19 protein-coding genes and 1 pseudogene are annotated in these 17586 nt (G+C 70.2%); 10 read left to right on the top strand and 10 right to left on the bottom strand.

The window, feature by feature from the left end; all coding sequences use genetic code 11:
* The first annotated feature begins 2 nt into the window (after nt 1–2).
* The 4 genes from FM051_RS02585 to FM051_RS02570 all read left to right on the top strand — a co-directional run bounded on the left by FM051_RS02585 (nt 3) and on the right by FM051_RS02570 (nt 5120).
* Nucleotides 3–2702 (top strand): bifunctional acetate--CoA ligase family protein/GNAT family N-acetyltransferase, encoded by a 2700-nt coding sequence (locus FM051_RS02585; RefSeq protein ID WP_158840232.1) that lies wholly within the window; start codon nt 3–5, stop codon nt 2700–2702.
* A 145-nt stretch (nt 2703–2847) separates the two neighbouring features.
* Complete coding sequence (locus FM051_RS02580) at nt 2848–3681, top strand: glutamate ABC transporter substrate-binding protein (protein WP_158840230.1); 834 nt, start codon at nt 2848–2850, stop codon at nt 3679–3681.
* Between the two features lie 58 nt (nt 3682–3739).
* Nucleotides 3740–4513 (top strand): GntR family transcriptional regulator, encoded by a 774-nt coding sequence (locus FM051_RS02575; RefSeq protein ID WP_158840228.1) that lies wholly within the window; start codon nt 3740–3742, stop codon nt 4511–4513.
* Between the two features lie 226 nt (nt 4514–4739).
* On the top strand, nt 4740–5120 hold the full coding sequence (locus tag FM051_RS02570; RefSeq protein WP_238412092.1) for a hypothetical protein: 381 nt from the start codon (nt 4740–4742) through the stop codon (nt 5118–5120).
* Nucleotides 5121–5205: 85 nt separating this feature from the next.
* Here the strand turns inward: FM051_RS02570 and FM051_RS02565 are convergent, their stop codons facing one another.
* The 8 genes and pseudogenes from FM051_RS02565 to FM051_RS02530 all read right to left on the bottom strand — a co-directional run bounded on the left by FM051_RS02565 (nt 5206) and on the right by FM051_RS02530 (nt 11023).
* Nucleotides 5206–5598 carry a hypothetical protein gene (locus FM051_RS02565; RefSeq protein WP_158840226.1) on the bottom strand — a complete coding sequence of 131 codons (393 nt, stop codon included), beginning with the start codon at nt 5596–5598 and terminating at the stop codon, nt 5206–5208.
* A complete protein-coding gene (locus FM051_RS02560) occupies nt 5598–6161 on the bottom strand; it encodes a hypothetical protein (protein ID WP_158840224.1) in 564 nt (187 codons plus the stop codon). Before FM051_RS02560 ends, FM051_RS02565 begins: the two co-directional genes overlap by 1 nt.
* Nucleotides 6162–6282: 121 nt before the next feature.
* Nucleotides 6283–6417, bottom strand: a pseudogene (locus FM051_RS53915) (RtcB family protein); the annotation flags it as partial.
* A gap of 15 nt (nt 6418–6432) precedes the next feature.
* Nucleotides 6433–7236: an ABC transporter permease gene (locus FM051_RS02550; protein WP_158840222.1), complete on the bottom strand. Its 804-nt coding sequence runs from the start codon at nt 7234–7236 to the stop codon at nt 6433–6435.
* On the bottom strand, nt 7233–8213 hold the full coding sequence (locus tag FM051_RS02545; RefSeq protein ID WP_158840220.1) for an ATP-binding cassette domain-containing protein: 981 nt from the start codon (nt 8211–8213) through the stop codon (nt 7233–7235). Before FM051_RS02545 ends, FM051_RS02550 begins: the two co-directional genes overlap by 4 nt.
* 296 nt (nt 8214–8509) lie before the next feature.
* Nucleotides 8510–8917, bottom strand: a complete 408-nt coding sequence (locus tag FM051_RS02540) for a heavy metal-responsive transcriptional regulator (RefSeq protein WP_158840217.1) — start codon at nt 8915–8917, stop codon at nt 8510–8512.
* 34 nt (nt 8918–8951) lie between these two features.
* The gene (locus FM051_RS02535) at nt 8952–9692 is read right to left on the bottom strand and encodes an HNH endonuclease (RefSeq protein WP_202918652.1); all 741 of its coding nucleotides are present in this window, start codon (nt 9690–9692) and stop codon (nt 8952–8954) included.
* Nucleotides 9689–11023 (bottom strand): AAA family ATPase, encoded by a 1335-nt coding sequence (locus tag FM051_RS02530; protein WP_158840215.1) that lies wholly within the window; start codon nt 11021–11023, stop codon nt 9689–9691. Before FM051_RS02530 ends, FM051_RS02535 begins: the two co-directional genes overlap by 4 nt.
* Nucleotides 11024–11279: 256 nt before the next feature.
* On the opposite strand from FM051_RS02530, the gene FM051_RS02525 reads away from it, so the two are divergent.
* Both FM051_RS02525 and FM051_RS02520 read left to right on the top strand, forming a co-directional pair.
* Nucleotides 11280–12134, top strand: a complete 855-nt coding sequence (locus FM051_RS02525; RefSeq protein ID WP_158840213.1) for a helix-turn-helix domain-containing protein — start codon at nt 11280–11282, stop codon at nt 12132–12134.
* Nucleotides 12131–12307 carry a DUF397 domain-containing protein gene (locus FM051_RS02520; RefSeq protein WP_158840212.1) on the top strand — a complete coding sequence of 59 codons (177 nt, stop codon included), beginning with the start codon at nt 12131–12133 and terminating at the stop codon, nt 12305–12307. The genes FM051_RS02525 and FM051_RS02520 overlap by 4 nt, the downstream gene beginning before the upstream one ends.
* Here the strand turns inward: FM051_RS02520 and FM051_RS02515 are convergent.
* Together FM051_RS02515 and FM051_RS02510 are read right to left on the bottom strand one after the other, a co-directional pair.
* On the bottom strand, nt 12285–13418 hold the full coding sequence (locus FM051_RS02515; RefSeq protein WP_158840210.1) for a sensor histidine kinase: 1134 nt from the start codon (nt 13416–13418) through the stop codon (nt 12285–12287). The genes FM051_RS02520 and FM051_RS02515 overlap by 23 nt on opposite strands.
* A complete protein-coding gene (locus FM051_RS02510; RefSeq protein ID WP_202918651.1) occupies nt 13415–14071 on the bottom strand; it encodes a response regulator transcription factor in 657 nt (218 codons plus the stop codon). Before FM051_RS02510 ends, FM051_RS02515 begins: the two co-directional genes overlap by 4 nt.
* A gap of 105 nt (nt 14072–14176) precedes the next feature.
* On the opposite strand from FM051_RS02510, the gene FM051_RS02505 reads away from it, so the two are divergent.
* From FM051_RS02505 to FM051_RS02490, 4 genes are read left to right on the top strand one after another with little or no spacing between them, the layout of a single operon-like run.
* Nucleotides 14177–14656 carry a hypothetical protein gene (locus FM051_RS02505; protein ID WP_158840208.1) on the top strand — a complete coding sequence of 160 codons (480 nt, stop codon included), beginning with the start codon at nt 14177–14179 and terminating at the stop codon, nt 14654–14656.
* Nucleotides 14653–15708 (top strand): peptidoglycan-binding protein, encoded by a 1056-nt coding sequence (locus FM051_RS02500; protein WP_158840206.1) that lies wholly within the window; start codon nt 14653–14655, stop codon nt 15706–15708. The genes FM051_RS02505 and FM051_RS02500 overlap by 4 nt, the downstream gene beginning before the upstream one ends.
* Entirely contained in the window at nt 15705–16370 is a 666-nt protein-coding gene (locus FM051_RS02495) for an ABC transporter ATP-binding protein (protein WP_158840204.1), read from the top strand. The genes FM051_RS02500 and FM051_RS02495 overlap by 4 nt, the downstream gene beginning before the upstream one ends.
* Nucleotides 16363–17556 (top strand): ABC transporter permease, encoded by a 1194-nt coding sequence (locus FM051_RS02490; protein WP_158840202.1) that lies wholly within the window; start codon nt 16363–16365, stop codon nt 17554–17556. Before FM051_RS02495 ends, FM051_RS02490 begins: the two co-directional genes overlap by 8 nt.
* Nucleotides 17557–17586: the final 30 nt, after the last annotated feature.

Here is a 17586-nt window from a genome sequence, read left to right as displayed (position 1 = left end):
ACGTGGACCCGTTCGACTACCCGAGACACTGGGAGGCCGACGTCGTGCTCAGCGACGGCGGCACGGTCCACCTGCGCCCCATCACGCCCGACGACGCGGAGAAGCTGCTCGCGTTCCACGGCCGGCTGTCCGAGCGCACCCGCTACTTCCGGTACTTCGGCCCCTACCCGCGGATGCCGAAACGGGACCTCGAACGCTTCAGCACCGTCGACCACGCCGACCGGGTCGCGTTCACCGCGCTGCTCGGCGACGACATCGTGGCCGTCGGCCGCTACGACCGCCTCGGCGGCCCTGCCGGGTCTCCCGGCTCCGCCGCCCTGAGTGGCTCAGCCGAGGTCGCGTTCGTGGTCGAGGACGCCCACCAGGGCAGGGGCCTCGGCTCGATCCTGCTGGAACACCTCGCCGCCGCCGCCCGGGAACGCGGCCTGAGCCGGTTCACCGCCGAAGTCCTCGCCGAGAACGGCCAGATGGTGCGGATCTTCCGGGACGCCGGCTACGGCGTGAGCCGCGCGTTCGAGGAGGGAGTCGTGCACTTGGAGTTCGACATCGACCCCACCGAGGAGTCGGTGGAGGTGGCCCGCGCACGCGAGCAGGCCGCCGAGGCGCGCAGCGTGCACAACCTGCTGCACCCCAAGTCGATCGCGGTCATCGGCGCGTCCACCGACCAGACCAAGATCGGTCACGCGGTGCTGACGCACCTGCTCGCGGCCGATTTCGCGGGTCCGGTGTACCCGGTGAACGCCGAGCACCGCTCCGTGCGCGGGGTGCGCGCCTACCCGTCGGTGCTGGAGATCCCGGACGACGTGGACCTCGCCGTGGTCGCGGTGCCCGCCGCCGGGGTGGACGAGGTCATGGACGCCTGCCTGGCCAAGGGCGTGAAAGCGCTGGTCGTGGTCACGTCCGGGTTCGGTGAGACCGGACCTGGCGGGTTGAGCGCGGAACGCAGGCTCGCCGCCGAGGCGCGCGCGCACGGCATGCGGGTGGTCGGCCCGAACGCGCTGGGCGTGCTGAACACCGACGCGGGCGTGCGCCTCAACGCCACCCTCGCGCCGAAGCTCCCGGCCCGCGGCCGCACCGGCTTCTTCTGCCAGTCCGGCGCCCTGGGCACGGCGATCCTGGCCACCGCCGCCGAACGCGGCCTGGGCCTGTCCACGTTCGTCTCCGCCGGCAACCGCTCCGACGTGTCCGGCAACGACCTGCTCCAGTACTGGGAGACCGACCCGGCCACCGACGTGGTGCTGCTGTACCTGGAGTCGTTCGGCAACCCGCGCAAGTTCGCCCGGCTCGCCCGCAGGCTCGGCCGCACCAAGCCGATCGTGGCGGTGAAGTCCGGCAGGCACGCGGTCACGCCCGCGCTCGCGGCCACCTCGGTGGCGGTGGACGAGTCGAGCGTGCAGGCGCTGTTCGAGCAGGCCGGCGTGATCCGGGTGGAGTCGCTGGCGCAGCTGTTCGACACCGCCCTGCTGCTGGCGCACCAGCCGCTGCCCGCGGGGCCGCGCGTCGCCGTGGTCGGCAACTCGACCGCGATCGGGCTGCTGGCCGCCGACACCGCGCTGGCCCAGGGGCTGGAGCTGGCGGGCGAGCCGGTGGACGTGGGCGCGCAGGCCGGGCCGGAGGTGTTCGCGGCGGCCGTGAAGGACGCGTTGGAGAACCCGGACGCGGACGCGCTCGTGGTCGTGTTCGTGCCGCCGCTGGCGGTGCCCGGCACGTCGTTCGCCCGCGCGTTGCGCGAGGTCGTGGAGCAGGGCGGGCGGACCAAGCCGATCGCGTCGACGTTCCTCGCGGTGGAGGGTGTGCCCGCCGAGTTGGCCGTGCCCGGTCCCGGTGGTGCGCCCGGACGTGGCTCCGTGCCGTCGTACCCGAGCCCGGAGCGCGCTGTGCTCGCGTTGGCCCGGGTGACCCGTTACGCACGGTGGCGGTCCGCGCCGCAGGGCACGTTCATCCGGCCCGACGGCATCGACACGGACGCCGCGCACGCCATCGTCGAGTCCCAGAAGCTGGACGAGACCGGCGAACGGCGGCTGGACGACGACACCGCCGTGCGCCTGCTCGCGTGTTACGGCGTGGAGGTCGTGCCGTTCCGCGTGGTGACGTCGGCGGACGAGGCGGTGCGCGCGGCGGGGGAGTTGGGCTACCCGGTGGCGATGAAGTCCACCGACGACCGGCTGCGGCACCGCACCGACCTGGTCGGCGTGCGGCTCGACCTGTCCGGTGAGGAGGCCGTGCGCACCGCGTACGAGATGCTCGCCGAGGTGTCCGACCGGGCCGACGTGTACGTGCAGCGCATGGCGCCCAAGGGGATCTCCTGCGTGCTCGGCCTCCAGGACGACCCGTCGTTCGGCACGTTGGTGTCGTTCGGGTTGTCGGGCCTGGTCAGCGACCTGCTGGGGGACCGGGCGTACCGGGCGGTCCCGCTGACCGACGCGGACGCGGCGGCGCTGGTGCGCGCGCCCAAGGCGGCGCCGTTGCTGGCGGGTTACCAAGGTGACGAACCCGCGGACCTGCCCGCGTTGCAGGAGTTGGTGTTGCGGCTCGCCGCACTGGCCGAGGACCTGCCCGAGGTGCGGGAGCTGTCGCTGGAACCCGTGCTGGCCAGCGCCGCCGGCGCGTACGTCAGCAGCGCCAGGGTGATGCTCGGTCCGCCGCCTTCGAAACACGACACCGGTCCCAGGCGACTGCGTTCTCCCGGCGGCGCGCGTTAGCGACGTCACAATCCCGGTCACGGTTTTGACACCACCGTCACGCTTGAACGATCAGGTGTCCCCTATCTTCCCCCTGGCTATGGACCAAATCCGCAAGGCCGCTTAGGTTTCCGGCGTCCCGAGGAAGCTCCCGAAAAGGGGAAGAATGGCTCTGGCACCGCTTCGCGCCCTCGTCCTGGCGTGTTCCGCCGCGTTTGTCCTCACTTCGTGCTCCAGCGGTGACGAAACCACCGTCGTCGGCAAGGCGGGCGGTTCCGACGAGTTGACCATCGCCGTGGCGTACGACCAGCCGGGGCTCGGTTTGCGCCGGTTGGACGGCACGTACCGCGGCTTCGACATCGACGTGGCCCGTTATGTGGCCAAGGAACTTGGTGTCGAGGAATCCGGCGTCAAATTCACCGAAGCGACCCCGTCGGAGCGTGAGAAGTTGCTCATCAACGGCGGCGCGGACCTGGTCGTGTCCAGCTATTCGATCACGGACAAGCGCAAGGAAGTGATCGACTTCGTCGGCCCGTACTTCGTGGCCGGCCAGGACCTGCTGGTCCGATACACCGACGAGCGGATCACCGGCCCGGAATCGCTCAACACGAGTGGTGTGAAGCTGTGTTCGGTGGCGAACACGACCTCGGCGCAGTACGTGAAGGACCAGTACGCGCAGTCCGTGGAGCTTGTGGAATACCCCAACTTCAGCGACTGCGTCACCGCGCTGCTGGCCGAGCAGGTGGACGCCATGACGACCGACGACGTGATCCTCGCCGGCTACGCCGCGCAGAACCCCGAGCTGCTGCGGGTCGTCAACAAGCCGTTCAGCAAGGAGGAGTACGGCATCGGCATGCGCAAGGACGATCCCACCAGCAAGGCGAAGATCACCGCAGCCGTTCAGAAGATGATCGACTCGGGCGAGTGGCGGAGGTCGCTGGAGGCCAACGTGGGTGGTTCCGGTTACGCCATCCCGGAGCCGCCCAAGATCGTTCCGTGATCTGCGACCCACTCCGATAGCGGTCTGACCGGCGCGGACGGGCCCGTAGGCTCGGCTTGTGCATGCTTCGCATTACGTGCCCCAGTACCGCGCGGACGGGCCGGTCCGCGCCGGTATCCCCGAACACGGTCGCATCCCCCGCTACTACGCGGTGAAGACCGAACTGCTGTGGCTCATCGACGCGCTCGGCGAGGGCGCGGCGCTCCCGTCGGAGCGGGAGCTGGCCGAGCGGTTCTCGGTGTCGCGGGTGACGCTGCGGCAGGCCGTCGGCGAACTGGTGCTCGAAGGCAAGCTGCAACGCCGCCAGGGCAGCGGCACCTACGTCGCGCCGCCCAAGCTGGTGCAGCCGCTGTCGCTGGTCAGCTACACCGAGGGCATGCGACGGCAGGGCGTCGACCCGGCGCGCAGCGTCATCACCGTCGAGCACCTGCCCGCGGACGAGGTGCTGTCGCACGACCTGCGGATCGGGCGGGGCGATTCGGTCATCCACCTGGAGCGGGTGCTGCTGGCCGACGAGGAGCGGGTCGGGCTGGAGTCGATCTACCTGTCGGCGGCGCGGTTCCCGACGCTGCTGGAGGTCTTCGACCCCACCACGTCGCTGTACGCGTGCCTGCGGGACCGGCTGGGCGTGGTGTTCACCGAGGCCGAGGAACGCGTGGAGACCGTGCTGGCCACGCCTCGCGAGGCGTTGCTGATCGGCACGAACCCGGCGCTGCCGATGCTCCTGCTGCACCGCTTGTCCCATGACAACGATGGCGAACCGGTCGAACGCGTCCGTTCGCTCTACCGGGGGGACAGGTTCAGCTTCATGGCCCGTCTCCGTTCGGAGTGACGACGAGGCCGCGGGACTTTTCAGTCCACTTCGGACGGATCGGGCGCACCCGGTGATCGTGCGGCCGTTCACGTTCGGTGTCGTACCGGCGGCGCAGCGGCGCGTTGACACGCCGCCGGTAATCGCGGTGGCGGGGAGTGCGGGCGCTCGTCGTTAGCGAATCTTGCCCTGGAACCGCCCATTGGCAGTAAGTTCCGCATGTCCCGGCGGAGGTACCGTTGGTGCCATGGGACGTGAGTCCTCCTCACCCGCGACGCTGCGGGGGAAGCGGGGGTGCGCCGTGACGTTCAAAGAGGAGTTCCTGACGGAACTCGAAGACTGCCTGCGGGGGTACGGCGCGGTGCCGGTGAGCAACCCGGACGCGCTGGCCCGGTTCATCGACTACGTCCGCCGGTTGCCGGACGGTGACTCGCGGTTGCGCTGCCTCGAAGGCGTCGACCAGGGCTCCGGGTCGTTCTGGAACAACCCGGCGGTGTGGTGGGAGCAGGTGCCCCGGTTCGGCGTCGGGTCGTCGGACTGCTCAGAGCTGCTCGACCGGATGCTGGACGAGGCGATCAGCGACGAGATCGACGTCCTGGAGATGGAGATCCGGGAACTGCCGGGCTGAACAACCGCAGGGCTGACAACCGCAGGGCTGACGCCGTGAAACACCCGTTGTGCACCTGGGTCGCCAGACGCACAACGGGGAGCTGTTACACGGACAGCAACCGGTCGAAGAACGTGCGGTAGCGCTTCAGGGCCTGCCGCAACTCCTCGGTCTCGACCTGGTCGCCCTGCTGCCACTGTTCCTCCAGAGCACGCTTGTGCTCGGCGAACGTGTCGGTGAGGGACCGCATCACCTCGGCGACGAGTTCGTCGGCCCGCTGCACCGCTTCGCGCGGGTCGTCCACGAACTCGGACTGCAGCGCGCGCCACTCGACTTGGAAGTTCTCCGTGTCGTCCGTGGAGAACAGCGGAGAGTCACCGGCCGTCGTGGAGACGGGGTACAGCTCGACCGGCTCCTGCTCTGCGGTGGGCTGGTCTGTGGCGGTGGGCTGGTCTGCGGTGGTGGGCTGGTCTTCGGCGGTGGTGCCTTGGCTGACCATCACCGCGCTCCTTCCCGGCGTTCGCCCTCGCGGGGATCGCCCAGCAGGTCCTCGAACAGGCTGCGGTAGTGGACCATCGCGACGCGAAGATCCTCGGTGGATGCCTCGCCGCGGTCCTGGCGCTCGGTGATCGCGTGCGCCTCGCGGTAGTGGTCGAGCGTGCGGGCGTGGTCGACGGACAGCATCGACGCCTTCTGCTCGTACCCCTGGGTGGGGTAACCGCGTTCCGCCATGAGGTCGGTCACCAAGCGGTCCGCTTGGCCTACGGCGGTGGTCGGCGCGTCGACGAACTGCTCCTGCACACGCGTCCAGTTCCGCGCGTAGCTCTCGCGCGAGACGGGGCTCAGCGGGCGCAGCTCCAACTTCGAGTGCTCGCGCTCCCGTGCCACGAGTTCGCGCTCCGCCGCCATCCGGCTGTCGCTGCGCTCCACGACGCGCTCGTACTCGGGGCCGAACTTCGCGCGCAACCTCCTGCGCTGCAAGACAACCCTGAGCAACACCGCGGCCACGGCCAGTACGACCAGCACGACGACGATCACGCCGATGGTGGTGCCGGTGGACATCTCGGCCTCCTTGGCTGGATCTCCCTAGGCTGTGATGCCACCGGATTACCCATTGTGAAGAGGATTCGAAACCTGCCGTGTGATCACGTCGTCCAAATCCTTGTGTGCAGCCGAAACCTCGCCGCCCACACCCGCGCCCACTGCCGACGTCGTGCGGATCGGATTCGAGCGAATCCGGGTTTCCCAGTCCCCGCAAGGTGTCCGAGCCCGTGCCCGTCGAACCTGGGATGATCCCAAGCTCCCCTGCGCGTGCCCGTGCCCGGATCCGGGATTACCGGGCCACGGCCTTCCGGTACTGCCGGATGGCGAGCGGCACGAAGACCAACAGGAACACCGCGACCCAGATGAGGGTCATCAGCACCGGGTGCTGCAACGACCACACGTCCGGTACCGGCGCCTCCGGGTTGGTGTTGCCGAACAGTTCGCGCGCCGCGGCCGTCACCGCGGACACCGGGTTCCACTCGGCGAACGTCTTCAGCGGTCCCGGCAGCCTGCTCTCCTGCACGAAGGTGTTCGCGATGAACGTCAGCGGGAAGATCGCGATGAACGAGGCGTTGTTGAACACCTCGGGGCTGCGCACCATCAGGCCGACGATCGCCATGCCCCACGACAGCGCGTAGGCGAACAGCAGCAGCAGGGCGAACCCGGCCAACGCCTCCAGGAACGACGAGTGGATCCGCCAGCCGACGATCAGGCCCGTCAGGGACATCACCACGATGACGATGACGTTGTTCGCCAGGTCGCTGGTGGTCCGCCCGATCAGCACCGCCGACCGCGCCATGGGCAACGACCGGAACCGGTCGATCACGCCCTTCTGGATGTCCTCGGCCAGGCCCGCGCCGGTGATCGTCGCACCGAACACCACGGTCTGCGCGAAGATGCCCGCCATCAGGAACTCGCGGTAGTCCATGCCGGGGATGGCGATCGATCCGCCGAACACGTACGCGAACAGCAGCACGAACATGATCGGCGACAGCGTCGAGAACACGATCAGGTCCGGGACCCGCTTGATCTTGATGAGGTTGCGCTTGGCGACGACCGCGCCGTCACCCAGTGCCTCAACGAACGCGCTCATTCTCCCCGTTCCCCCTGCTTCTCCTCGGTGCCGTTCTCCCCGGTTGCGTGTCCGGTCAGCGTGAGGAACACGTCGTCCAGCGTCGGCCTGCGCAGCCCGATGTCGAGCACCTTGATCGACTCGGCGTCCAGCCGCCGGATACCGTCCACCAGCACGTCGGCCCCGCCGGACACCGGCACGGTCAGCCGGTGGCTGCGGTCGTCCAGCGTGATCTCGGCGATCGCCAACGGGCTCAGCGCGGCCTTCGCCGTCGCCGCGTCGTGCGCCGAGCCGACGGTCAGCTCCAGCCGTTCACCGCCGACCTGGTCCTTCAGCTCGTTCGCCGTGCCCAGCGCGATGACCTTGCCGTGGTCGATGACCGCGATCTTGTCGGCCAGCCGGTCGGCCTCTTCCAGGTACTGCGTGGTGAGCAGCAGCGTGGTGCCGCCGGCCACCAGTTCCGAGATCACGTCCCACATCCCCAGTCGGCTGCGCGGGTCGAGCCCCGTGGTCGGCTCGTCGAGGAACAGCACCATCGGTGTGGCCACCAGCGCGCCCGCCAGGTCGAGCCGGCGGCGCATACCTCCCGAGTAGCCCTTCACCGGCCGGTCCGCGGCCTCCACCAGGTCGAACCGCTCCAGCAGTTCGCGTGCCCGGTCACGGCTCTTCTTCTTGCCCAGGTGGTAGAGCCTGCCCACCATGTCCAGGTTCTCGAAGCCGGTCAGGTTCTCGTCCACGGCCGCGTACTGGCCGGACAGCCCGATCCTGCGGCGCAGCTCCTTCGCGTCGGCCACGACGTCCAGCCCGGTGACGGTCGCCTTGCCCTCATCGCACTCGAGCAGTGTGGTGAGCACCCGCACCGTTGTGGTCTTGCCCGCGCCGTTCGGCCCGAGCAGGCCCATGACGGTCCCCTCCGGCACCACGAGGTCGAGGCCGTCGAGAGCGACCACCGATCCGTAGCGCTTGACCAGCCCTTCGGCCACGATTGCGTCTGCCATGGGGGCCATGATGGACCTGGGGTCCGACAATTTCAGGTGGATTTCGAGGACTCGGCTCAAAGCCGACACCACAAGGGCGCATCGTTAGGTTGCCGAAGGTTTCTCGAAGTGGACTACGCACAGCGCTCGGTCAACACGGCGGATCCTCGCGTAGCCACAGTGGACTCCACGGCCCGGACACGCGGGCCGGGAGCGGGTCGGCGGGCGCCTCGCCGACCTCGTTCAGCTCAGCAGCAGCCCGAGCCGCACTCGCAATCGCACTCGCAATCCATCGCCTGTCACCTCCTCTCCTGACGTCAGGTCGTCGGCTCCGCCGACGCCGGTGGGCACCACGTGCCCGGCTCGATGTCCGGGCAGCGCCCGGTGGGCAGACCGCGCACCATCTCGGTCAGCTCGTCCCGCAGCGCCGACAGCCGCGCCACCTCGGCGTCCAGCTCGGCGATGTGCCGGTGCAGCAGTTCCTCGGCGGGCTCGCACGGGCACACGCCGGTGTCGCGGACGGCCAGCAGGTCGGCGATCTCGCGCAGCTTCAGCCCCAGCCGCTGACAGCCCCGCACGAACCGGATCCGCTCGACCGCGTCCTCCTGGTAGACCCGGTACCCGGACGCGGTGCGCGGCGGCGGGCTCAGCAGCCCGGCCCGCTCGTAGTACCGGACCGTGTCCGGTCGCACCCCCACCGCGTCGGCCAGCTCAGCAACACGCATGACCCGACGGTAAACCCTGGACCGCACTCCAAGGTCAAGCCATCAGCTCGTCTCGCAGCTCCTCGTCCCTCAGCACGCCCAACGCCCACGGCGTCTCCTCGAACACCCGCTCCGCGCCGGGGGACAGCGCCAGCCGCAGCATCGCCTGGCACACGTCGGCGAACGGCTGGCCCTGGACGGTCAGCACGGCCTCGCGCATCTCGTCCCGGGCGTCCCGCGCCCGCCCGGCCGTCCACCGCGCCAGGCACATCAGCACCACCCGTCGCGCGTGCACCCGCCCCTGCGTGAGCACCGGCCGGTTGAGCCCGCACACGTCGATGGTGGCCGCGCCCTTCTCCGTGCGCGCCACGTACACGCCCAGTGACAGCGTGAGCAGCAGGTGGTCGAACGGGTCCTCGGTGGTGGGGTCGACCAGCAGCGGCGTGCCGTCCTCGGCCAGCGGGAACCGGTCCCGTTTGAGGTTGCTGTTGCAGGTCGAGCAGGCCAGCAGGTGGTTGAGCCAGTCGAACGTGCGCAGCGGGTTGCGCGACAGCGGCTCGTAGTGGTCGATGTCCGTGCCCTGGCTGTCGCCGCAGTACATGCACCGCTGGAAGCCCGGCGCCATGCCCTCCAAGAGCCGCCTCAACGGCGCGTGCACGTTCCGTCGCACGACAGCGCGCTTCCACAACGCACGCGCGGTGCGCGTCCGCTGTCCGGACTCCTCGATCTCCGCGGTCAGCTCGGGCAGCCGGTCCGCGAGCGCGGCGGGCAGCGCGGGCCGGACGAGTCGGATCACGTCTCGTCGCGTTCCATCCGCGCGGTCACCTCACGCGTGCGGGCCACCGGTGAGCTGGTCAGCAGCGCCCGCAGCTTCTCGTACCGGCGCACCGCGCGGTCGTCCGCCGTGCCGCCGATCACCGCGACCTCGAGTTCCACCAGCTCGGCGCGCAGCTGCTGCGCCCGTTCGGAGTAGGGCGTGTCGAGGCCGAACAGCTCCGACAGCACCGCGTCGTCGCCGCTGCCGTAGACGATCCGCTCGTAGAGGTCCTGGTCGACCACCCGCGGCGGCTCCTGCTGGTCCGGGCCGGGCAGCCGGATCAGCCCGCCGGGGTCGGCGGCCTGGCACAGGTAGGGGCTGTGCGTGGTGACGATGAACTGGATGTTCGGGAAGTGCTCCTTGAGCCAGCCGCCGATGCGCTTCTGCCACGACACGTGCAGGTGCGCGTCCACCTCGTCGATGATCACCACGCCGGGTGCGGTCAACGCCATGCCGTGCTCGGTGGGGGTGTGTTCGAGGGTGCCGTACGACTCCTGGATCTGCTTGATCAGGTCCACCACGAGCGCCGCGACCGTCCGGTAGCCGTCGCTCATCTCGCGCAGCGGGAACCGGTGCCCGCCGCTGACCACCCACAGGCCGTCGGAGTCGACGCCCTCGATCCGGTAGTCGTCGGGCAGCAGGCCGTCCGACAGCACGCCCAGCGCGACCGTCTTCAGGTCCTCCGCTCCGGGCCTGCGCTCCAGCGACCTGAGGTGCTGCTCGATCAGCCAGCCGACGCCCTCGGCCAGCGACGCGTCCTCGTGGAACAGGCTCGCCAGCCGCGACACCGGGCCGGGGCTCAGCATCAGCCGCTGCGCGTCGCCCGCGCCGCCGACGAGCCGCCGGAACGGGCCGTACGCCGCGCAGAACCACCCCGTGGGGTTGTCCTGCCACGGGCCGCGGGCGGCGGCGGTCTTGCTGCCCTCCAGCTTCTCCTTGAGCGACGGTTGCAGGCCGCGGTAGGTGCGCCGGCTCTCCTCCTCGGGCATCGTCCAGCCGAGGCCCGCCCACAGCCTGCCCTCCGGCGGGCGGCCCTTGCCGAACCTCTCCACCCGGCGGTCGTGGGTGAACTGGACCTGGACGACACCCTCGCGCTGACCGGCGGTGACCCAGTTCTCGAAGTCGGGGACCAGGTTGCGGGCCACCGCGGGACCGCTGACGGCCAGCGCGATCGCCCGCAGCAGCGACGTCTTGCCCGACCCGTTGCGGCCCGCGATCACCGTCCAGCCGGGTGCGGTGAGCTTGAGATCCACTTCGCGGGCGCCGTGGAACCCCTTGACGTTCCGCAGTCGGACCTGCGAGATGTACATGTGGTCAGACTTTAGTCCGCGCTGATCAGGACTCGTCGCGTTCGTCGGGCACGTCGCACAGCGTGCCCGACACCGCCAACGGCACCACCGGACGGCGGCCGGCGAGCGAGCCTGCCTGGCTCCGTTCCCTCGGGTCGGCGGGCTCATGTTATTGGGGCGTATATGCACCTTATATGCGCTCGATCGAGTGAAACTGGGCAGGACGCGGAACCGCACTAGGGTGTTCGCAGTTCTTTTCCAGCGAGGAGAGATCCGCATGGCAGCCGTCCAAACCCGACGCAAGCGCAAGCTTGGTCAGTTCCTCAACGCTTTGCGCAAACGTGCGGGCAAGACCGAGATCGACTACCACGCGCTGACGCGGAAGACGCAGTCGACGCTGTCGCGGATGGAGAACGGGTACATCAGTCCGAGTTGGACCGAACTGGGCGCGCTGCTCGGGCTCTACGGGGCGACCGATGCCGAGCGGCGCGAGGCGGAGGCGTTGTGGGAGGACGCGAAGCAGGACGGCACCCGCCTGGTGTACGCCGCGGCGTACACACCGGAAGCACGCACCTACGCCCGGCAGGAGGCGGACGCCACGGAAGTGCGCACCATCGAGATGATCGTCATCCCCGGCCTGCTCCAGACCCCTGCCTACGCGGCGGCGATCAGGCTCGCGGGCCGGCGGTTCATGGACGCCTCGGTGTCCGTGGAACAGGTGGCCGCGGCACTGGCGAACCGGCAGCGTCGGCTGCCCGGCTTACGCCTCCACGCGGTGATCGACGAGGCGGCCCTGCACCGGGTCGTCGGTGGCGCCGGCGTGATGAGTGAGCAGTTGTCGCATTTGCTCGAGAAGGGGAGGCAGGACAACATCACCATCCAGGTGGTCCCGTTCGGCGCCGGTGCCCACGGGACCATGTCCGGTGGTGGCGCGACCGCTCTCCGCTTCGAGGACAGTGATCCTTCGGCCGTGTACCTGGAGTACGCGGGTGGTGGCAAGTGGGTGGACAACCGCGCGGACGTGCAGAAGTACCTGTTGCACTTCGAGGAAATCGTGAGCGAGGTCGCCCTGTCGCCCAAGGAGTCGGCTTCGTTGATCAGAAAACTGGCAACCGCACTGAAGGACACATGAACATCGACAAGGCGTGGCGCAAGAGCTCGTACTCCGGCGCGGGGAACAACTGCGTCGAGCTGGCCGTGGGACCGAGCACGACCAGCGTCAGGGACAGCAAACGGCCAGGACCCAGATTGACCTTTGCGGACCGTCGTTTCCGTGCGTTCCTCACGTCTCTCCGGCAAACCTGACCGTCACCGCCAACCCGCCGTCCGCCCCCGGTGTCGCGGTCACCGTCGCACCGTGGGCGGCGGCGATGGCCCGGACGATCGACAGCCCCAGGCCCAGGCCGCGGTCTCCCGTCGTGGTGGCGACCCGGTCGAGCCTGCGGAACGGCCGGAACAGCCCCTCCACCTCGTACGGCTCGATCTTCGGGCCGGTGTTGGCCACGACCAGGACCCCTGGTCCGGCGTCCACGTCCACCCAGCCGCCCCGGTGGTTGTGCCTGATCGCGTTGTCGACCAGGTTGCGCACCAGGCGCTCCAGCAGCACCGGGTCGCCGACCACCTCGCACGGCGCCATGTCGTGGTGCAGGTCCACGCCCGCCTGGTCGGCGGTGGCCTTCGACTGCCACAGCACGTGCTCGGCTATGTCGGAGACGGAGGTGCGGCTGCGCTCGGTCAGCTCGTTCTCGCTGTCGGCCAACGTGAGCAGGCCGTCGATGAGCCGTTCGTGTCGGGCGTTGACCTCCAGCAGTTCCGCGCCCAACTGCTTGGCGTCCGCCGATGCGCCCGGTCGGGTGATGGAAACCTCGATGAGCGCTCGTTTCACGGCCAGCGGGGTGCGCATCTCGTGCGAGGCGTCGGCGACGAACCGGCGTTGGCCGTCGAAGGCCCGGTCGAGCCGGTCCAACATGGCGTTGAACGTCTCGGCCAGTTCGGCGACCTCGTCGCGCGGGCCCGTCGGCGGGATCCGCTCGTGCAGGCCGTGGCCCGCCGCGATCCGGCGGGCGGCCTCGGTGATGCGGTGCAGCGGCTGCAGCGCGCTGCGCGCCAAGAGCCACCCGAACGCCACCGCGATCAGCGCCACGCACAGCAATGCGAGGCTTCCTCGGGTGACCAGGGATTCCACCACGTCGTCGCGGTAGTCGACCTGGGCGGCGCGGATGGAGGCGATCACGTCCTCGGGGGACGCGGTGCGCAGCTCGCGCAGGTTCATCGAGTCGCCGAACGGCTGGAGCCGGCCGTTGAGGCTCTGCCACACCAGCAGGTAGGTGACGGCGAGCAGGGCGCCGCCGGCGAGCACGAACAGCCCGCCGTAGAGCGCGGTCAGCCGCCCCCGGACGCTCCACCGGCCGATCACGGGATCCGGTATCCCACACCGGGCACGGTCTCGATCACCGGCGGCTCACCGAGCTTGCGGCGCAGTTTCATCATGGTCACCCGCACCGCGTTGGTGAACGGGTCGATGTGCTCGTCCCACACCTTCTCCAGCAGGTGTTCGGAGGTCACGACGGCGCCGCCCGCCCGGACCAGTTCGGTCAGCAGGGCGAATTCCCTGTTGGCCAATGGAATGAACTCACCCGCACGGGTGACTTGACGGCGGGCCGGATCAACCCGTAGATCCGCCCGTTCGAGCACCGGCGGGTTCGGCGGCCGGACTCTGCGCAGCAGCGCGTGGACGCGCGCGGACAGCTCCACGAACGCGAACGGCTTGGGCAGGTAGTCGTCCGCACCGAGGGCCAACCCCGCGACCCGGTCGCGCACCGCGGCGGCCGCGGTGAGCATGAGTATCCGCGTCTCGGCGCCCGAGTCGGCCACCCGGCGGCACACGACATCGCCGTGCACGCGGGGTATGTCGCGGTCGAGCACGAGGACGTCGTAGGCGTTGACCGACAGGCGCTCCAGCGCGGAGTCGCCGTCGTGCACCACGTCGACGGCGAACGCCTCGCGCCGCAGCCACTCGGCGATGGTCGCCGCGAGCGTCGTTTCGTCTTCGACCACGAGGATGCGCATGCGGACCATCGTCCGCCGGTGCCCATAACCTCCGCATAAGCAGTTTCGGTTACGCGCTGGTTATGGCCTCGCTGGTCGACTGTCCCCACCGATGAAGGAGGGGACATGCGATGCAGGATCGTGCCGGCCGCACTGGCGCTGGCACTGTCGCTCGCGGCGTGCGGCACGGGCGGCGCGGAGGTGGCGGCGCCGTCGTCGAGCGCGGAGACGAGCCAGGAGGACCGGTCCCGCGAGTTCGCGCGGTGCATGCGCGACAACGGCGTGGACGTGCCGGACCCGGACCCGGCCGGCGGCAAGTGGGGCGGCTTGGGCAAGGTGGACCGCACCGACCCGGATGTCGAGAAGGCCATCGAGGCGTGCCGGGAGTTCATGCCGGGCGGCGGGGATCTGTCCAAGTTGGACCCGGAGATGATGGACCGGCTGCGCGAGTTCACGCAGTGCCTGCGGGACAACGGGGTCGAAGTGTCCGACCCGGATCCGAACGGCGGCAAACTGAGCGGCCTTGGTCAGGTCGACCGCGACAGTCCCGCGTTCCAGGCGGCGATGAAGGCGTGCCAGGACAAGCTCCCGGTGCTGGGCCGATGAGCAGGCGTTCGCGGATCGCCCTGGGAGCCGGTGCCCTGGTCGTGCTCGGGGCGGGAGGTGTCGCCGCGGTCGGGTTCGGCGGCGCCGATCCGACGCCCGCCAACGCGGCGAACCTGCCACCAGCCACGGCGGAGGTGGCGGCGACGACGTTGACCCGCACCGAACGGGTCACCGGCACGCTCGGCCACGGCGCGGCCACACCCGTGCCCGTCGGCGCGCCGGGCACCATCACCTGGTTGCCCGCGCCCGGCGCGGTCATCGGGCGCGGCCAGGCGGTCTACGAGGTGGACGACAGGCCGGTTCCGCTGCTGTTCGGCGCGACACCGGCGTACCGGTCGCTGTCGTCGGGTGTCACGGGGCAGGACGTCCGCCAGCTGGAGGAGAACCTCCAGGTGCTCGGCTACGGCGGCTTCACCGTGGACGACTCCTACACCTCCGCCACGGCCACGGCGGTGCGCGCGTGGCAGAAGGCGTTGGGTGTGCCGGAGACGGGGGCGGTGCAGCCGACGGACGTCGTGGTCACGGGCGGTGACGTGCGGGTGGCCGAGTTGAAGGCCCAGCCCGGCAGCCGCGCCACCGGGCCGGTTCTCACCTACACGGGCACCACGCGGGTGGTGGTCGTGCCGCTGGACGTGGGCAAGCAGCACCTGGTGGCCGAAGGTGTGGCGGCGACCGTCGCCCTGCCGGACGGCAAGTCGGTCGAGGGCAAGGTCGAGTCTGTGGGCACCGCCGCCACCACCAGCCCGACCCAGCAGGGCGCGACCGCGACGACCACGGTGGAGGTGGTGGTGTCGGTGGCCGACCAGGCGGCGTTGGGCCGGCTCGCCTCGGCGCCGGTGGACGTCATGCTCGTGTCGGAGCGCAAGGAGAACGTCCTCGCGGTCCCGGTGGGCGCCCTGGTGTCCCTCGGTGAGGGCGAGTACGGCGTCCAGGTCGTCGAAGGCGACGCGACGCGTTACGTGCCGGTGGAGACGGGCCTGTTCGCCGCCGGTCAGGTGGAGGTCGCAGGCGAGGGCATCGCCGAAGGCGTCGAGGTGGGGGTGCCCCGATGACACCGGTGGTGGAGCTGCGCGATGTCGGCCGCGAGTACCAGGGGGTGGTCGCCTTACGGGACGTGTCGCTCACCGTGGAGCACGGTGAGCTGGTGGGCATCGTGGGCCCGTCCGGGTCCGGCAAGTCGACGATGCTCAACCTCATCGGCACCCTCGACCGCCCTTCGCACGGCGAGGTGCGCATCGACGGGCACGCCGTCCGCGAGCTGTCGGACCGGGCGCTGTCCGCGTTGCGGGCGAGCATGATCGGCTTCGTGTTCCAACAGTTCCACCTCACCGCTGGCGTGTCCACAGTGGACAATGTCGCCGATGGCCTGCTCTACGCGGGTGTGGGCCTGAAGCAGCGCCGCCAACGCGCGGTGGAGGCGTTGGAGACCGTGGGGCTCGGGCACCGGCTCACGCACCGCCCGCACGAGCTGTCCGGCGGTGAGCGGCAGCGGGTGGCGATCGCCCGCGCGGTGGTGGGTCGGCCCGCGCTGCTGCTCGCCGACGAGCCGACCGGGAACCTCGACTCGAAGTCGGGCGACGGGGTGCTGAGGCTGCTGCGCTCCCTCAACGAGGCGGGCACCACGGTCCTGGTCATCACCCACGACCAGGAGGTGGCCGCGACCCTGCCCCGCCGGGTGGACGTGCGCGACGGGCGGGTGGTGGGTGATGGCTGACCTGCGACCGGCCCGCCTCTCACCGGCCGACGTGCTGCGCGTGGGCGGCGCGGGCCTGCGCGCCAGGCCGACGCGGGTGGTGCTGTCCGCGTTGGGCATCGCCATCGGCATCGCGGCGATGATCTCGGTGGTGGGCATCTCGACGTCCAGTCGCGAAGACCTCGACCGCCGCCTCGCCGCGCTTGGCACGAACCTGCTGACCGTCGGCCCCGGTCAGACCCTGTTCGGCGAGCAGACCCACCTGCCGACCGAGTCGGTGGGCATGATCGGCCGGATGGACCCGGTCACGTCCACCACCGCGACGGGCAAGGTGGTCGACGCGAAGGTCTACCGCAACGACCACGTGCCCGAGACCCAGTCCGGCGGCATCGGCGTGCTGGCCGCCAGAACCGATCTCTTGGACACCGTCGGCGCGACCGTCGCCAAGGGCGTCTTCCTCAACGACGCCACCGCCCGCTACCCGGCCGTCGTCCTGGGCCACAAAGCCGCCGAACGCCTGGGCGTCGCCGCCCCGAACGAACCCGTCCACCTGGGCGGCGAGTGGTTCACCGTCGTGGGCGTCCTGCACCCCGTGCCCCTGGCGCCCGAACTCGACACCGCCGCCCTGGTCGGCTGGTCCGTGGCGGAGGAGGAACTCGGCTTCGACGGCTACCCGACCACGGTCTACGCCAGATCCAGGGACGACGCCGTGCACGGCGTCCAAGCGAACCTGGCCGCGACCGCGAACCCCGAACACCCCGACGAAGTGGAGGTGTCCAGACCCTCGGACGCCCTGGCGGCCAAACAGGCCACCGACGAAACCCTGAACGCACTCCTCCTCGGCCTGGGCGCGGTAGCGCTCCTGGTAGGCGGCGTAGGGGTGGCCAACACGATGGTCATATCCGTCCTGGAACGCCGAGCCGAGATCGGCCTCCGAAGATCCCTGGGCGCCACCCAAGGCCAGATCCGCACCCAGTTCCTGGCCGAATCACTCCTCCTGTCCGCCCTGGGAGGCGCCGCCGGAACAGTCCTGGGCGTCCTGGTGACCACGGCCTACGCCACCTACCAGGACTGGCCCTCGGTGGTCCCCGCCTGGGCGACACTGGGCGGCATGGCCGCGACCGTGGTCATCGGCGCACTAGCCGGCCTCTACCCGGCGATCAGAGCCAGCCGCCTCGCACCCACCGAGGCCCTGGCGATCCCGTAGCCCGCGCTGTCCGGTGACCGGCGCCCGGTG

The sequence above is a fragment of the Saccharothrix deserti genome (genome assembly GCF_009769385.1).
Lineage (GTDB): Bacteria > Actinomycetota > Actinomycetes > Mycobacteriales > Pseudonocardiaceae > Actinosynnema > Actinosynnema deserti.
Note: the sequence above shows the minus strand (reverse complement) of the source record. Positions and strands in the feature narration are given on the sequence as shown.

Excerpts from the sequence above, each read along its gene's own strand:
- FM051_RS02525 (WP_158840213.1), top strand. The coding sequence starts at position 11,280 with ATGGCAGCCGTCCAAACCCGACGCAAGCGCAAGCTTGGTCAGTTCCTC.
- FM051_RS02530 (WP_158840215.1), bottom strand. The coding sequence starts at position 11,023 with ATGTACATCTCGCAGGTCCGACTGCGGAACGTCAAGGGGTTCCACGGC.
- FM051_RS02505 (WP_158840208.1), top strand. The coding sequence starts at position 14,177 with ATGCGATGCAGGATCGTGCCGGCCGCACTGGCGCTGGCACTGTCGCTC.
- FM051_RS02550 (WP_158840222.1), bottom strand. The coding sequence starts at position 7,236 with ATGAGCGCGTTCGTTGAGGCACTGGGTGACGGCGCGGTCGTCGCCAAG.
- FM051_RS02545 (WP_158840220.1), bottom strand. The coding sequence starts at position 8,213 with ATGGCAGACGCAATCGTGGCCGAAGGGCTGGTCAAGCGCTACGGATCG.
- FM051_RS02520 (WP_158840212.1), top strand. The coding sequence starts at position 12,131 with ATGAACATCGACAAGGCGTGGCGCAAGAGCTCGTACTCCGGCGCGGGG.
- FM051_RS02560 (WP_158840224.1), bottom strand. The coding sequence starts at position 6,161 with ATGTCCACCGGCACCACCATCGGCGTGATCGTCGTCGTGCTGGTCGTA.
- FM051_RS02580 (WP_158840230.1), top strand. The coding sequence starts at position 2,848 with ATGGCTCTGGCACCGCTTCGCGCCCTCGTCCTGGCGTGTTCCGCCGCG.
- FM051_RS02510 (WP_202918651.1), bottom strand. The coding sequence starts at position 14,071 with ATGCGCATCCTCGTGGTCGAAGACGAAACGACGCTCGCGGCGACCATC.
- FM051_RS02565 (WP_158840226.1), bottom strand. The coding sequence starts at position 5,598 with ATGGTCAGCCAAGGCACCACCGCCGAAGACCAGCCCACCACCGCAGAC.
- FM051_RS02495 (WP_158840204.1), top strand. The coding sequence starts at position 15,705 with ATGACACCGGTGGTGGAGCTGCGCGATGTCGGCCGCGAGTACCAGGGG.
- FM051_RS02490 (WP_158840202.1), top strand. The coding sequence starts at position 16,363 with ATGGCTGACCTGCGACCGGCCCGCCTCTCACCGGCCGACGTGCTGCGC.
- FM051_RS02570 (WP_238412092.1), top strand. The coding sequence starts at position 4,740 with ATGGGACGTGAGTCCTCCTCACCCGCGACGCTGCGGGGGAAGCGGGGG.
- FM051_RS02540 (WP_158840217.1), bottom strand. The coding sequence starts at position 8,917 with ATGCGTGTTGCTGAGCTGGCCGACGCGGTGGGGGTGCGACCGGACACG.
- FM051_RS02500 (WP_158840206.1), top strand. The coding sequence starts at position 14,653 with ATGAGCAGGCGTTCGCGGATCGCCCTGGGAGCCGGTGCCCTGGTCGTG.